This is a genomic window from Rhodanobacter terrae (assembly GCF_042657005.1).
GTDB classification, from domain to species: domain Bacteria; phylum Pseudomonadota; class Gammaproteobacteria; order Xanthomonadales; family Rhodanobacteraceae; genus Rhodanobacter; species Rhodanobacter terrae.
Window position 1 is genome coordinate 1 of record NZ_JBHSNG010000046.1, and the last position, 15,298, is coordinate 15,298.

The 15,298-nt window shown below is 64.4% G+C and carries 13 protein-coding genes; 9 read left to right on the forward strand and 4 right to left on the reverse strand.

The window, feature by feature from the left end; translation table 11 throughout:
• Window positions 1–174: 174 nt before the first annotated feature.
• Window positions 175–606: a hypothetical protein gene (locus tag ACFPPB_RS19705; protein ID WP_377330289.1), complete on the reverse strand. Its 432-nt coding sequence runs from the start codon at window positions 604–606 to the stop codon at window positions 175–177.
• Window positions 607–898: 292 nt separating this feature from the next.
• On the opposite strand from ACFPPB_RS19705, the gene ACFPPB_RS19710 reads away from it, so the two are divergent.
• The 3 genes from ACFPPB_RS19710 (at window position 899) to ACFPPB_RS19720 (ending at window position 4,036) form a co-directional block, all read left to right on the forward strand.
• Window positions 899–1,255 (forward strand): YciI family protein, encoded by a 357-nt coding sequence (locus ACFPPB_RS19710; protein ID WP_377330267.1) that lies wholly within the window; start codon window positions 899–901, stop codon window positions 1,253–1,255.
• Window positions 1,209–2,552: an RNA polymerase sigma factor gene (locus ACFPPB_RS19715; RefSeq protein ID WP_377330269.1), complete on the forward strand. Its 1,344-nt coding sequence runs from the start codon at window positions 1,209–1,211 to the stop codon at window positions 2,550–2,552. Before ACFPPB_RS19710 ends, ACFPPB_RS19715 begins: the two co-directional genes overlap by 47 nt.
• 89 nt (window positions 2,553–2,641) lie before the next feature.
• On the forward strand, window positions 2,642–4,036 hold the full coding sequence (locus tag ACFPPB_RS19720; RefSeq protein ID WP_377330271.1) for a M20/M25/M40 family metallo-hydrolase: 1,395 nt from the start codon (window positions 2,642–2,644) through the stop codon (window positions 4,034–4,036).
• Between the two features lie 141 nt (window positions 4,037–4,177).
• Here the strand turns inward: ACFPPB_RS19720 and ACFPPB_RS19725 are convergent, their stop codons facing one another.
• Window positions 4,178–4,585, reverse strand: coding sequence for a hypothetical protein (locus ACFPPB_RS19725; RefSeq protein WP_377330272.1), 408 nt, complete (start codon window positions 4,583–4,585; stop codon window positions 4,178–4,180).
• A gap of 1,184 nt (window positions 4,586–5,769) precedes the next feature.
• On the opposite strand from ACFPPB_RS19725, the gene ACFPPB_RS19730 reads away from it, so the two are divergent.
• Window positions 5,770–6,156, forward strand: coding sequence for a hypothetical protein (locus ACFPPB_RS19730; protein ID WP_377330274.1), 387 nt, complete (start codon window positions 5,770–5,772; stop codon window positions 6,154–6,156).
• A gap of 48 nt (window positions 6,157–6,204) precedes the next feature.
• On the opposite strand, the gene ACFPPB_RS19735 is transcribed toward ACFPPB_RS19730, so the two are convergent.
• Window positions 6,205–7,143: a LysR substrate-binding domain-containing protein gene (locus ACFPPB_RS19735; RefSeq protein WP_377330276.1), complete on the reverse strand. Its 939-nt coding sequence runs from the start codon at window positions 7,141–7,143 to the stop codon at window positions 6,205–6,207.
• Window positions 7,144–7,243: 100 nt separating this feature from the next.
• Here ACFPPB_RS19735 and ACFPPB_RS19740 point away from each other — a divergent pair, with 100 nt between their 5' ends.
• Window positions 7,244–8,359 carry a twin-arginine translocation signal domain-containing protein gene (locus ACFPPB_RS19740; protein WP_377330278.1) on the forward strand — a complete coding sequence of 372 codons (1,116 nt, stop codon included), beginning with the start codon at window positions 7,244–7,246 and terminating at the stop codon, window positions 8,357–8,359.
• Between the two features lie 68 nt (window positions 8,360–8,427).
• Here the strand turns inward: ACFPPB_RS19740 and ACFPPB_RS19745 are convergent, their stop codons facing one another.
• Window positions 8,428–8,709 (reverse strand): hypothetical protein, encoded by a 282-nt coding sequence (locus ACFPPB_RS19745; RefSeq protein WP_377330280.1) that lies wholly within the window; start codon window positions 8,707–8,709, stop codon window positions 8,428–8,430.
• A 6-nt stretch (window positions 8,710–8,715) separates the two neighbouring features.
• Between ACFPPB_RS19745 and ACFPPB_RS19750 the strand changes: the two genes are divergently transcribed.
• The 4 genes from ACFPPB_RS19750 (at window position 8,716) to ACFPPB_RS19765 (ending at window position 15,189) form a co-directional block, all read left to right on the forward strand.
• Window positions 8,716–10,146, forward strand: coding sequence for a sensor histidine kinase (locus ACFPPB_RS19750; protein ID WP_377330282.1), 1,431 nt, complete (start codon window positions 8,716–8,718; stop codon window positions 10,144–10,146).
• Window positions 10,143–10,931, forward strand: a complete 789-nt coding sequence (locus ACFPPB_RS19755; protein ID WP_377330283.1) for a LytR/AlgR family response regulator transcription factor — start codon at window positions 10,143–10,145, stop codon at window positions 10,929–10,931. Before ACFPPB_RS19750 ends, ACFPPB_RS19755 begins: the two co-directional genes overlap by 4 nt.
• Before the next feature lie 294 nt (window positions 10,932–11,225).
• Complete coding sequence (locus ACFPPB_RS19760; protein WP_377330285.1) at window positions 11,226–14,054, forward strand: glycoside hydrolase family 31 protein; 2,829 nt, start codon at window positions 11,226–11,228, stop codon at window positions 14,052–14,054.
• 412 nt (window positions 14,055–14,466) lie between these two features.
• A complete protein-coding gene (locus ACFPPB_RS19765) occupies window positions 14,467–15,189 on the forward strand; it encodes a radical SAM protein (RefSeq protein ID WP_377330287.1) in 723 nt (240 codons plus the stop codon).
• Window positions 15,190–15,298 lie beyond the last annotated feature (109 nt).

Here is a 15,298-nt window from a genome sequence, read left to right on the forward strand (position 1 = left end):
AACGTTCAACGCCGCACGCACTGACATGCACGACGCAACACAGAGGACAACATGATGGCCAGCGAAAGCCTGAAAGCTCAAGGCAAGAGCATCAAGCGGGCGGTATTGACGGGAAGTCTCTTACGGGATGTCAGGGACAATACCCGACGCAGCTGCGATGATGGCAATGCCGGATCAGCGCAGCGGTTCCGTCGCCAGGTCACCTCTGCACGGGATCGGCGCGCCATCCTTGCCGAAGACTTGCGCAAAGCTCGTGCCGCTGCGGTTGATGACGACGCCACCGACGCATTGCTGGTTTCGGTCCAGTCGGTAACTTTCCTGCACGCGAAGCTCTTCCTGCCGCTGTTTTTCCAGGCGTACGGCTTGCTCCGCCTGATACTGGCGAGCCTGCTCGTTCACCTGCTGGTAGGTGTTGGACAATTCCTCGCGCCGCTGCAGCAGATCGGCCGCCAACTGCGCCTGGGATTGCTGGGCACGGGCTTTCGCCTGTTGCGCGGTTATCTCGGCGGTTCGAGCGGAATCGCGCGTGACCTCATCGGCGTGGCGCGCCGCGAGGTATTGGGAAAGCCCATTCCAGGCAAACGCGGCGACGATCAACCCCGCCACGCCGGCCCCGATTTTCCACGACAACGGCATGGCCATCGCACCCACCCCCGGCAACATTGTGAAAATCCCGCACGGCCCGCACTCCCGACACAACTTCTTGGGGAGTCGAAACAGTCTAGCTGCGAAAAGTCGCGAAGAACGTCGACAGCCTTAGAGGAAACAAAACGACCAGCCCGTTTCGCAGGCTCGATCCCCGATAAGATCGGCCCTGTCCAAATCGCCGAACCTCGCGCGTCATGGGAATGGCGTCGCACATTGCCCGCCGATCACTCACTCATTGTGGAGAATCCCGATGCAATACTTATTGATGCTGTATTCGAACGAGAACGGTTGGTCGCAGATGACGCCGGCCGAACAGGAACAGGGCGTCGCGGCCTACGGGGCGTATACGCAGGCGCTGAAGACGGCGGGCGTGCTGGTCGGCTCGAACCGTCTGCAACCCAGCACCACCGCGACCACCGTGCATGTGGCGGACGGCAAATCGCAGGTACTGGATGGCCCCTATGTGGATTCCAAGGAGCAGTTGGCCGGCTATTACCTGATCGACGTGCCTGACCTGGATGCGGCGCTCGCCTGGACGGCGCGCTGCCCCGGTGCGAGCCATGGCACGATCGAAGTGCGGCCCCTCTGGAACATGTGCGCTGGATAGCGCGGCGCAGGCGCGCACTACCGCAGACGCCGTCGCGCGCCGCAGCTACGGCAAGCTGGTCGCCTTTCTGGCCGCCGCCATGCGCGACGTGGCGGCCGCCGAAGATGCGTTGTCGGAAGCGTTTGCCGCGGCGCTGGCGGACTGGCCGGTCAACGGCTGTCCTGCGAATCCGGAAGCGTGGTTGCTGACCGTGGCGCGGCGCAAAGGGATCGACGGCCTTCGGCGCCGCCGCAGCGGTGAGGCCGCGGCCGTGCAGTTGCAGATTCTGGCGGAACTCGACGAGGCTGCGTCGACGGTGGCGGACGACGCGGCCATTCCGGATCAGCGCCTGGCGCTGCTGTTCGCCTGCGCACATCCGGCCATCGATGCCGGCATCCGCGCACCGTTGATGTTGCAGGCTGTGCTCGGGCTGGATGCGAAGACCATCGCCTCGGCGTTTCTCGCGTCACCGGGCGCCATGGGCAAACGCCTCGGGCGCGCGAAACAGAAAATCCGCGAGGCCGGCATCCGGTTTGCCATTCCCGCACGCGACGAGCTGGCCGGCCGGCTGGACGGCGTGCTGGATGCGATTTACGCAGCCTTCGCCGAGGGCTGGAGCGATCCCGGCGGCACCGATGTGATACGGCGCGATCTCACCGCGGAAGCGCTGTTCCTCGCCGGCCTGGTGGCCGGGCTGCTGCCGCAGGAACCGGAAGCGCTGGGCCTGCTGGCCTGCATGCTGCACGCGGAGGCACGGCGCCGCGCGCGCCGCACTGCGGACGGCGACTACGTGCCGCTGGCCGAACAGGACGTCGCGCTGTGGGATGCGGCGATGATCGACCAGGCCGAAGCGCTGTTGCTGCGCGCCAGCGCGCTGGGCCGTATCGGCCGCTATCAACTCGAAGCGGCGCTGCAGTCCGCGCATGTCGAGCGCCGCCGCAGCGGGCGCACCGACTGGACCCCCGAGGTGCAGATCTACGACGCGCTGCTCGCTCTCTCCGGCTCGCCGGTGGTCGCCCTCAACCGCGCGCTGGCCATCGCGGAACTGCAAGGCCCGCGCGCCGCACTCGAGATCGTGGATACGCTCGCCGCCGACGGCCGGCTCGTCGATTACCAGCCCTACTGGGCGGCACGCGCGGCGCTGCTGGCCAGGACCCACGCCTGTTCCGAGGCGCGCGACGCCTTCGACATCGCGATCGGCCTCGCCGGCGACCCCGCCGTGCGGCGCTTCCTGCAGGAACGCCAGGCCGTATTGCCACGCTGCGTGGAAAAGGAGGAAGAAGGTGTCGGGGGCAATTCCCGACATCCTTCCTGGTAGGACCGCCCGCATTCGATGGTGCGTGCCGAGGTTGAGCGACGAGGGCCTCAAGCGTAGTAATGTCGGCGCTTTCCCGGTGGAGGTTCCCCATGATCCGTTGCCCGCGGTTGCTCCCGTTCGTGTTGCTCTGCACAGTCTTCGCCAGTCGCGCCCAGACGCTGGCCGAACCGGGCGAACAGCCGCAGCTGCGTGCGCTGGCGGCGGCGCCGAGCGAGGCCGAGCTGCATGCGACGATTGCCCGCCTGGTCGGTTTCGGCACCCGCCACACTTTGTCCGATACCCGGTCGGACAAGCGCGGCATCGGTGCCGCGCGGCGCTGGGTGAAAGCCCGTTTCGAGCAGATCGCGCGTGACTGCGGCGGCTGCATCGAGGTGGTCACGCCGGCGCAAACGGTCACCGGCAAGCGCGTGCCGCAGCCTACCGAGGTGATGGACGTGGTCGCGATCAAGCGCGGCAGCACCGACCCGCAACGGGTGATCGCGATGACCGGCCATCTGGATTCGCGTGTCACCGACATCATGAATTCCACCAGCGATGCGCCCGGCGCGAACGACGACGCTTCCGGCGTGGCCGCGCTGATCGAGGCCGCACGGCTGTTGTCGAAGCAGGACAATCAGGCCACCTTGGTGTTCGCGGCGCTGTCCGGCGAGGAGCAGGGGTTGTACGGCGGCAAGGTCCTGGCCGACTACGCGGTCGCGCAGGGCTGGAACGTCGAGGCCGATCTCAACAACGACATCGTCGGCAATAGCCGGGGCCAGAACGGGGTGCGCGACAACACGGTCGTACGCGTGTTCTCCGAAGGCACCAAGAGCAACGAAACGCCGGCGCAGGCCAGCTACCGCCGCTACCATGGCGGCGAGGTGGATTCGCCCTCGCGCAATGTCGCGCGCATGATGTCGCAGCTGGCGGGGCAGTACCTGCCGGACTTCCATGTGCACATGATCTACCGCACCGATCGTTATAGCCGTGGCGGGGATCAGGTGCCGTTCCTCGAAGCGGGCTTCCCAGCGGTGCGCGTCACCGAGGGCCACGAGGATTACACGCGCCAGCATCAGGACCTGCGTGTCGGCCATACCGACCAGGACCGCGGCGTCCACTACGGCGACACGATCGACGGCATCGACTTCCGCTACCTGGCGCGCGTTACGGCGCTCAACACGATCACGATGGCGGCCTTGAGCCGCGCACCCGCGCCGCCCACGGGCGTCGACATCGCCGGCTCCCTGGCCACCGACACGACGGTGACCTGGCACAAGGTGCCTGCGGCGGCCGGCTACCGCGTGCACTGGCGCGAAACCACCGCGCCGCAATGGCAGTTCGCACGGGCCGTCGGCGACGTCGATCACGCCGTCATCAAGGACGTGGTGATCGACGACTGGTATTTCGGCGTGTCGTCCGTCTCTGCCGACGGCTACGAAAGCCCGGTGGTGTTTCCCGGTTATGTGGGCAGTTTCGAACGCTCGCCACCGGCGGCGACGCACTGAAACGAAACGGGGGTGGGAAAGAGGCCGGGGACAATTCCTGACAACTCTTCCTTTCATTCTTCGACGCCGGCGATGCAGGTGGCATCGTCGGCGCTCCATGCAATTGGACTACTTCACTCGCGCTACTTCTCTTGCGCTACCTCATGGATAAGACAGCACGCAACCGCCGGCATCACTGTTGAACGCGTTGCTCCACAACGACTGCACCGGGTAGGTGTGGCGGCCCGAGAACGTCACGTCGGCGAATGCACCCTGACCGGATGAGATCCAGGCACACTTGTCACCGTTTTCCGGGCCGTTGGCCTCCAGCCAGCCCGTGCTGGGGAATTGATCCGTCACCGTCTCGGCGAGTTCGTGTCCTCCGACGAGGGTGATGCCCGCGTCGGGACCCAGGCTGTTGAAGGTGGCACCACAGCTCGAGCCCGCGTCGGTGATGTACGGCAGATTGGCGTAGGCCACGTTGCCGTAGGACGAACTGGTCGAACTGTGCCACGCGCAGTACTGCCGTCCGAAGCCCGACGAACTGTAGCCGGACGCGGTCGCGACCACGTACTGCGTGCGGTCGTTGGCGCCGGTGCCCGTGTTGCCGAGATACTGGGCGGCCCGCGCCGCTTCGGTGGCCTGCTGCGACTGTTTGGACGGTTCGGCGAGACCGGGCCGGTGTCAAAAAAGACACCTTTGTAGACACTCGGCGGATTGCCCGCGGGTGTGCCGGCGCCGCTGCAGAGCACAGTGCCGCTGGGTATTCCCTGACAGTACCGGGTCACGCTGTTGAGCCAGGAGCTGCCCCACGCCATTCAAAAATGGGTAGATCAAGTCGGTAGATCGCGGGTGTGCTTTGTCATGGAAGCAACGGACGCACGCGTCCGTTGCTTCCAGCCTCTTCGCGCTATGTGCCGCTTTCATGCCGCCACGTATCCAGTCGCTTTCAGGGACGAACCAGCCTCCTCGGGCTCGATGGATGCGTGACAAGAACATGCATTGCGGGCCTGCGCCCGACCTTTGCTCCCCACGGCATCGGAACTCTGTCCGGGGCCAGCGCACGCGAATCCGTATGGCAAATTGCTTGGAAGCTCAAGTCCATTCGATAAGAAACGCTCTCGGGTTCACTTAAGGAACGTCTGAACAAGCTTCCGCTCGTCGCCAAGATCCCCGTTTGCCTGTGGGAGCGACTTCAGTCGCGATGGCCGCGGCAGCGGCCTGCAGTATCTCGGCGTTGCAACGGCTCGATGCACAACCGGGCGGCGCAGCGCACTGCTACGCAAGTCGCGACTGAAGTCGCTCCCACAAAACAGGCCGCGACCGGTGTGCGCCTTTCTGCGGACCGTTGTGGGCTTCGTTCCTTTGGGATGGCTTGTATAAGTCCGAATTTTCCAATGCTTGTCATCGCAAGTCATCAAGGTAAAAGGCTCTCAATTCTTGCGTCTGGACTTATTCAGACCATCCTTAATCCTTTCCGCTGGGTCAGAAGGTGAATCTGCACCTTCTTTTTTGACCCGGATGTTGGCGTGCCGCAGCAGAAGTCATCGGGCCAGGACGCTTTCACCGGCACCGCGCAAAACATAGACGCACAGCCCTTGCCGGTCGTTCGGAAAACGATACTCGGTGGTCCTGCAGGCGCGCGTTGAATCGCATCCGTTTTGACTCAGCCACCCGGCGGGAGTTCTGGTATGTTGGCCCCAGGGGGCCGCGCCTGCACGTCTATTCGCATCTGTCCAGCGGGGGTCAGTCATATGGGCCACGACAAGTCACGCTCAAGCGTTTCGGTCGGCACGGTCGACTGGAGCGATCCGCGTCTGGATTCGCTGCTGCAAAAAGCCGATGGCTGGAGACTCGACAATCGCAACGGCCCGCCGCCGCAGGAGGTGCAGATCCATGTCACATCGGGATGGATGGCCAGCTCCGTCATCAGCAAGCCCGCGCTGGTGGTTTCAAGGGACGAGCAAACCATGGTGCTGGTGACCCGGTTTCCGGTTTCGCCGGGCGAGCACGTACGGGTGGATAGCCAGCATGAGGATGGCACCCATACCGTGTGGGGCTGGATGGTCGAAGGACGCGAGGGCTACCGCGTCGAGGATCGCGAGCACGGCTTGTTCCTGAACTGGCTGCGGATTGCCTGACGTCACCATGTTGGACAAGGTGCTCGCCCCGTCCAGCACTGCCTGTCGTCAAGGTTCGACGATGACCGCCCTGCGGATGTAGTGATCGGCGGCATCGCGGTCGCGCGATGCTTCGCCACACAGCCAGTCGCGAAACCGGGCGATCTTGCCGCTGTGCTGCCGGGCCACCGGGAAGGTGAACCAGAACGTGCGGCCATCGCCGGCGACGGCGTCGTGCGCCGGCACCAGTCGGCCGGCTTCTATCTCGTTGCGGAACAGTATCGGCGAGCCGATCGCGATGCCGTGGCCGGCGACGGCCGCGGCGATGTCCAGGTATTCGGCAGACAGATGGGTGCCGAACCGGCCGTGCAGCACGACGTCGTCGAAACCCCGTGCGCGGTACCACAGTGCCCACCAATCGGATCGGCCCAGCAGCGGGATGTTCAGTGGACCTCGCGGGTCGGCGATGCCCGCCGCGGCATCCTTCAGCGACGGCGCGCACAGCGGCATGAAGATGCTGGGAAACAGTTCGACCGTGCGCAGACCGGGCCAGCGGCCATGGCCGTTGCGGATGGCGGCGTCGAAATGGCCGCTGCTGAGATCCTGGGCGTCCGGCGACAGGTCGAGGTCGAGCGCGATCTCCGGATGCTTCGCGCGGAAACGGCCCAGCTTCGGTGTCAGCCAGCTGGTGCCGAAAGTAGGCAGCGTAGTCAGCGACAGCCGTGTCTCATCCAGATTGGCGGCCTTGATGAAGCTGGCACGCAAAGCGGCGAAGGCGTAGATCGCCTCGCGTGCGACCAGTTGACCAGGCTCGGTCAGTTCGACGCGCTGCGGGTAACGCGCGAACAGCCGTACGCCGATCTGTTCTTCGAGGCGCCGCACGTGATAGCTGACGGAGGCCGCCGTGGTGTCGAGCTCCTGCGCCGCGCGGGCGAAACTGCCGAGGCGGGCCGCGGCCTCGAACGCGCGGATGGCCAGAAGGGACGGGAAGCGGCGCTGGTCGACCATAAGTCCGCCTTATGCTGAGACCCCGCTTTCGCGTGGTCAACTGCGCGCCACATCCACCATCATCCGGTTCCCTCCCTCGTGGCTTTGCAAGGATCCGCCCATGCTTCCACCTCGTTCTATGCCGTTCTCCCGCCGCGCGTTTCTCAAGGTCATGGCAATGGCCGGCGGGGCCGCGGCACTCGGCCTGCCGGAGTGGGCCGGCGCGCGGCCTGCTTCGCATGAGATGGCAAGCGGCCCCGCTCAGGGCGCCGCCGCCCATGCGCGCGACTGGGCCTGGCTGGTGGGCAACTGGGACGTGTGGCATCGCCGGTTGAAGGAGCGCCTGGTCGGCGACACGCACTGGCAGACGTTTTCGGGCCGCAGCGCGTTGTGGCTGGCCATGGGCGGCCAGGGGACGATCGACGACAACGTAGTCGAGCTACCCGGCCATCCCTATCGTGGGCTCACCCTGCGCGCGTTCGACCCCGGCACCGGCAAGTGGTCGATCTGGTGGCTGGACGGGCGCAACCCGACGCATATCGATCCACCCGTGCTGGGCGGTTTTCACGGTGACGCCGGCACCTTCATCGGCCACGACACCTTCAATGGCCGTCCCATCACGATGCGGTTCCGCTGGAACGACATCCACGGTTCGCGGCCCTGGTGGGAGCAGGCGTTTTCCGCCGACGACGGCGCCAGCTGGGAGGTCAACTGGCGCAACTACTTCACCCGCACGGCGGGCGTGCCGACGCCGTTGCCCAGTCTGGCGGATGCGCCGCGCGACTACGATTTCCTGGTCGGGTCGTGGAACGTACAACACCGCCGTCTCCGCCGCCGCCTGGTCGGCAACCACGACTGGGACAGTTTCGGCGGCACGCTGGTCAACTGGCCGGTGCTGGGCGGGCACGGCAACGTGGGCGACAACGTCATGACGTTGCCCTCAGGCACGGTGCGCGGCATCGGCCTGCGCGCCTTCGACCCGGCTACCGGGCAGTGGCTGAGCTGGTGGCTCGACAACAGGACTCCCTCGATCATCGAGCCGCCCGTGCGCGGACGCTTCATGGACGGCATCGGCACCTTCATCGGCGACGACCAACTGGATGGCCGTCCGATCAAGACACGCGTGGTCTGGTCGCGCATCACCCCGCACTCGGCGCGCTGGGAGCAGTCCTGCTCGGCCGACGACGGCGCGACCTGGGAGCTGAACTGGGTAAGTGACTTCACCCGCACCGCCTGAGCGCACTGAATCGAATGGACAACGGGCCGGGAAAAGTTTCAGGGACGATCGGACGAACACCGCATCGTTCAACGGGTTCCTGACGCCGGTTCCATTTTTCCCGAACTGCCGTCGCGGGGCATCAGGCGCAAGCCTTGGCAGCGACAGGCGTCGATGCGGGGGTAGAGCAGGGTGCGGCCATTGCGGAAGGTCACCCGTAGGTCGCGCAGGCACCCGCCGTCGGGAACGTCGATGGTGATCGAGGTCAGCCCGCCCTGCAGCGGCTCGCCTAGTGCGATGTCGTGGAAGGCCTCGCTGCCGGCGGGCGCGATGGCGAGTGCGGTCACGCTGTTGAAGGTGGCGTTGACCACGCTGAAATGCCGCGCGGCATGGCGATTGCCCCAGGCATACGCAGGATCGGCGAGCAGGAAGGCCACAGCGGCGAGCATGGTGGTGAAAGCGGCGGCGCGGGTCGTTTGCATGGCGGCTGTCCGGATGGGATGAGGGGCGCCGACGGTACGTGCAGCGCATCGCGCGCGTACCGTCGGCGTCGCCATCGGACCGGATCGGCAGCGTTCCACGAAAGCGATCCGGGACCAATCGTCGTGGCGCGGTGGCGAATCGTAGTGACAGCGCGGATCGCTTTGCAGCGCCGGGCGCAGCGCCTAGGATGGGTCGACGATTTCTCCGGACACCCCGCGATGAAGGTTCGCCTCGGTAGCACGCAGATCGGCCTGTTCCGTTATCTCGGGCTTTGGGCGGTGGTAGTGGTCGTGTTTACGATACAACGGACCATGCAAGACGCGTTGTACGGAAGAACCTGGACGGTCTTCGATGACCTGCGCTGGTCGGTTATTCAGTGGTACACCTGGGCAGCACTGGCGCCGCTGGTGTTCCGGCTGGCAGCAAAGTATCCGATCCAGTCGCCGGTGCGTCTGCGCGGGCTGGGCATGCAACTGCCGGCGAGCCTGGGCGTGACCTTGCTGGCGATGGCGATCGGAGCCATCGTCTCCACGCCGTTCGAGCCAAGCGATTTCGCGGAGCAGATGCGGCAGTTTCTCGGCCAGCATGTTGCCACCGGACTGCTCACATACTGGGCGTTGTTTGCGATCCAGCAGGCCATGCAGTTCCATGCCGAGAAAACACGCCGCGAGATGGAGGCGAGCCGGCTGGCGGCGGAACTGGCGCAGTCGCGGCTGCGGGCGCTGAAGTCGCAGTTGCAGCCGCATTTCCTGTTCAACACGCTGCACGCGATCGCGACGCTGCTGGACGAGGACACCGTGTCGGCTGAGGACATGCTGCTGCGCTTGAGCGACCTGCTGCGCGCGTTTCTCGAGGACTACGATGGACAGGAGATCGGCCTGCGGCGAGAACTGGTGCTGCTGGATCTTTACCTCGGCATTCAGCGCACGCGCTTCAAGGATCGCCTGACCACGCAGATCTATGTCGCGCCGGACACGCTCGACTGCGCTGTGCCGAGCCTGATCCTGCAGCCGATCGTGGAGAACGCCATCCGCCATGGCATCAGCGAGCGCGTCGGCGCGGACTGCATCGAGATCGAAATTCGGCGCGAGGGCGACAGCCTCTGCATCGACGTGCGCAACCGCAACAGCACGCTGGAAGACGGGTCCGCCTCCGGGCACGGCATCGGGCTGTCGAACACCGCCCTGCGCCTGCGCGAACTTTATGGCGATGCGGCGCAGGTACGGCTGGAGATGATCTGGCCGCAAGGCGTGGTCTGCCGCATCCGCTTGCCGTTCCGCGAGGCCGAAGAGTTCGACGACGCGCCTGAGGTCGCGATCGCGTGACTATCGCCACCCTCGTGGTGGACGACGAGCTGATCGCACGCCATGCGATCGTGCGCCTGCTGCGCGACGATCCGGATATCGAGCTGCTAGGCGAATGCGGCGATGGCGTATCCGCGGTCAAGGCGATACGCAGCCAGTCGCCCGACCTGGTGTTCCTCGATATCCAGATGCCCGCGATCAACGGCATGGATGTGGTGGCGACCATCGGCGCCGCGCGCATGCCGGCGACGGTGTTTGTCACCGCGTTCGAGCAGTACGCGGTGCGGGCGTTCGAGGCAAATGCGGTGGACTACCTGGTGAAGCCGTTCGGTCGCGAGCGCTTCGCCCAATCGTTGCTGCGTGTGAAGACACGGCTGGCCGCCGGCGAAGCCATGGGCGGGCCCGCCTCGGCGCGTATCATGCTGGCGCTGAACGCGCTGCGCCGGCGCGACAACCATCTCGAACGCATCCCCGTGCGCATCGACGAACACATCACCTTCGTCGACGTCCAGGACATCGTGTGGATCAAGGCCAGCCGCAACACGGTGCAGATCCACCTGGCGGACAGCGTGCACGAACTGCGCGAGACCATGACCGCGCTGGCCGAACGCCTCGACCCGAAGCAGTTTGCGCGGGTGCATCGCTCCGCCATCATCAACGTCCGCCGCGTCAAGGCCATCCACCCATGGTTCAACGGCCACCACGTCATCACCATGGATACCGGCCAGAAACTCCGCATGAGCCGCTACCAGCACGAAACATTTCTGCGGCTGGTCACGACCGGAGGCGAGGAGCGGAAGGAGTAGGGTGCTGGTACGACCTGACCTGCCGCTGCCCTGAGGAAACCTCGAAAAAAATTGGCTGCTGCTCGTCATCCCAGCGAAAGCTGGGACCCAGCGCCCCCGGGTTTCAATGAATTGGAGTCACTGGAGCCCGGCTTTCGCCGGGACGACGGTCCAAATCACGGGTTTTTCGAGGGGCCCTCGATTGTTGTAGCGTTGGCCGGCGCCGCTATGGCGACGAGAGCGGTGACATGTTTCTCGCGACATCGCCCTGCGGCGGCCATGCGTCACTCCTATGGGTCAGACGAGGGCATTCGAATGAATTCTCAGCGCATCCTCGGTCGCGTGATGACCTGGCTGCTTGTCGGACTTGTTCCGATCTGCCTGGCGTCCTGTGCCCGATCTCCGGCCAAGCCCGCCATCGCCGTCGGAGAGGCCAACCCCACGATCGTCGTCGGCGATGCCCGGTTCGAATTCCTCACCCCGTCGCTGGTGCGGATGGAATACTCGGCGTCCGGCGCATTCGTCGATGCGCCCACGGCAGTGGTGCAGAAGAGGGACTGGCCTGCGGTCCAGGTGCGGTCGACGCAGAAGGACGGCTGGCTGATCGCCGCCAGCAGCGCCATGACCTTGCGTTACCGGTTGCGGTCCGGCCCGTTCGCCGCGTCCAACCTCGAGGTGAGCTGGAACGATCCTGCCGCCGGCGCGCACGTCTGGCACCCCGGCGACGCGGATACGCGGAACCTGGGCGGCCTCACCTATTCTCTGGACAACATCAGCAAGGCCAACCTGCCGCCAGGCCGGATGGACCTCGACAGCCCGATCAACGACATCATCCCCGGGATCGACGTCCTGTTGCCCAAGGCCAAGCCCGGGCTGTTGAGCCGCAGCGGCTATGCGTTCATCGACGACAGCACCACGCCGGTATGGAACGCGCAGAAAACGTGGATAGAACCGCGGCCGCAACCGACCGGCCAGGACTGGTACCTGTTCACGTACAACCGCGATTACCGCAAGGTGCTCGACGAGTACGCGCAGTTGTGCGGGCCGGTGCCGATGATCCCGCGATTCGCGCTCGGCCCCTGGGTCACCGATTTCAATTTCGAATATTTTCCGGACTCGGCGCAGGCCAGGCAGCCGGCCTTCAAGCGGTACGACCAGCAGCGCCTCGAACAGGAGCTTGCGCGGCTGCGCGACGATCACATTCCGTTCGACACGCTGGTGCTGGATTTCGCCTGGCACAACGATGGCTGGCAGGGCGGCTATGACTGGAGCCCGCTGATACCGCATCCCCGCCAGCTCCTGCGCTGGCTGCACAGCCGGGGCATCAAGCTCAGCCTCAACGATCATCCCGGCTACGCCAACACCGACGAAAGCATCTTGTCGTTCAAGGACAGCCACGCGCCGGAAGTGCTCGAGGCGCTGGGCCGGCCGCTGCCGCCGAAACCTTCGTTCGACATGGATATTTCAGGCCGATGGAAGTTTTCCGCCGACCCGCACGATCAAGGCCTGGACCATCGCTGGTTCGCGGCGGATCACGACGATGGGCAGTGGATACCGATAAGGGTGGGCATGCCCTGGCAGGATCAGGGCTTCAAGGCCTATCGGGGTGTCGCGTGGTACCGGACATCGGTTCGACTGCCGGCAAAACTTCCCGCCACGCTTTACCTCACTCTGGGCGAGGTCGGCCAGACCTACCGGATTTTCGTCAACGGCACGGAGGTGGCGCACAGCAAGGTGCAATGGCCGCGCCGGCTGACCTACGCCGACATCACGCCGTATGCCCATGCGGGCCGCACGAATGTCATCGCCTTGCGCGTGGAGCCGGGCAAGGCCGGCGGCGGTATCCTTGCCGCGCCGGTCGCGATCCGCAACGTCAAGCCACCGCAGCGCATCTATTTCGACCTGTCGAACCAGCGCCAGGCCGATGTCTTCATGCGCTACCTGCACAAGCCGCTGATGCAGGAAGGTGTGGACGTCTGGTGGGTCGACGGCGGCAGCGGCGCGGTCGACATGCCCGGCCTCAACAAGCAGCTGTGGACCAACAAGGTTTTCTACGACTACAGCTTGCACAAGGACGGCGAGCCGGGCGTCGCGCAGCGCGGATTCATCCTCAGCCGCTACGGCGACTGGGGCAGCGAACGCTATCCCGCGTTCTTCACCGGCGACGCTTATTCGCAGTGGCCGGTGCTCGCCTACGAGGTCGCCTTTACCGTGCGCGGCGGCAACATGCTGGTGCCGTACATCAGCAACGACATCGGCGGATTCCACGGCGCGAAAATCGATTTCGGCCTGTATGCGCGCTGGATCGAGTTCGGCACCTTCAGCCCGATCCTGCGCGTGCACAGCGCCCACGCCAACCCGCGCGAGGGCAACGTGCGCATGCCCTGGGTCTACGGCAGCCAGGGCGTCGCGTTGATGAAAAAGTATTTCACCTTGCGCACCCAGCTGATTCCCTACGTGTATACGTACGCCTGGCAGGCGCACAAGGACTCCATGCCGATCCTGCGGCCGCTGTACCTGCAGTACCCGGAGCTGGAACAGGCCTACCAGCACCCCCACGAATATTTCTTCGGCAAGGACATGCTGGTGGCTCCCGTGGTCGACGAAAGCGGCAACCGAACCGTCTATCTGCCTCCCGGCGAGTGGATCGGCTTCTTCAACGGCAAGCGCTATCAGGGTGGTACCAGTTTCACCGCGCACTATGCCGTGGACGACATGCCGGTGTTCGTGCGTGCGGGCTCGATCGTTCCCGAGCAGCGCGCAAGCGACTACTCGGATGCCCGACCGTTGGACGCCGTGATCCTCAATGTCTACGGATCGGGCAAGGGCAGCTTCGACCTCTATGAAGACGACGGGATATCGCTCGCCTACGCCCAGGGCCAGCACGCGCAGACGCCGATGACGTATGCCACGAACGGCGACGGTTCCCACCAGATGGTCATCGAACCGACCAGCGGCTCGTTCAAGGGCCAGCTGCAGGCCCGTTCCTACGAACTGCGCGTCCATGCCGCGGGCAAGCCACCGTCGATCGCGATCAACGGCAAGGATGCGGGCCGGTGGACTTGGAACAGCAAGGACGCCACGGCCACGGTCATGCTGCCTCGTCAAAGCATCCACAACAGGATCGTCGTGACATGGCCGTGAGGCTGCGAAGGCCAGAAGTCGACCCAAAGCGGAAATTCAACGGGTCAAGGCCAACGACTGCTTCGCAGCGAAAAGCGGAAGTGGCGATTCCGCACCGCCTCCCCACCGGCCCGGTCGCCGCATTCGATCGCACGGCGCAGATCGCCTCGGACGGATTCTCGGTGTTTAAGCAGTTACCATGTGAGAGCGGCTTCCTCGAATCGGCAGAACATGGGCTGCAGGCGCTGACTGACAGCTACGCACTTACCGGACGAGTGCGCCAACGGCTAGCTCGAGAACATCGACGCACTAGAAGACCCGTTTAAGGATGCTCTGATTTTGCTCGTCATTCCTGCTTTCGTAGGAATGACGAGCAAGAAGCTTATTGACCAGACTTTCCTTAAGGTGGAACTGCTTTCGGTGACAATGACTTATGAAGTTCAGAAACGGCCCAAACGGGGTGCACCTTTTCGATCGACTTTCAGGTCTGAATGTCCTAGTAGACGAGTTGCGCCCGAAAGAGGCGGTTTGGTCGACGTCCCCCCGCCAGGTATCCATTGCACTAACCAATGTTTGCGACCTTCACTGCTCGTACTGCTACGCTCCGAAGCACAAGGCGTCACTGCATACGGACCAAGTGCTCGACTGGTTGAAGGAACTGGATACTGAGGGGTGCCTCGGCATTGGATTTGGCGGCGGCGAGCCTACGCTGCATCCTGACTTCCTCGACATATGCAAACGGGCTGCGGGAGAGACTCAGCTCGCGGTCACATTCACGACTCATGGTCATCGCCTGACGCCACAACTGGTCGGGAGCCTCAAGGGCTCGATCCACTTCGCACGCATTAGCGTTGACGGAGTAGGTCGCACCTATGAAGAACAGCGCGGCAAGCAGTTTGCAAGCCTGCTCCGAGGCATGGAGTCTATTGCGACCTTGTCGCCCTTTGGGATCAACGTAGTGGTCAACGGTCGCACGGTTGCAGAACTTGACGCGATGAGCGAGCTCGCGCAAAAGGTTGGAGCTAGCGAATTGCTGCTGCTTCCTCAGCAAGCAACCAAAGCGGTCGCAAACATGGATGGAGTGGTCGGCCGAGCACTTCTCGACTGGGTCTCCCACTACAGAGGCAAGGTTCGCCTTCCCGCGGCGTCAGACTAGTTGTCGCCTCTGAAATTTCTTAATCAAGAAGCTCAGAGGTGTAAGTTGAAGATCAAACAAACGTATTCGTTGGCGTTTCGTGAGCAGGCGCTGGCCAAGGTATTTAGCC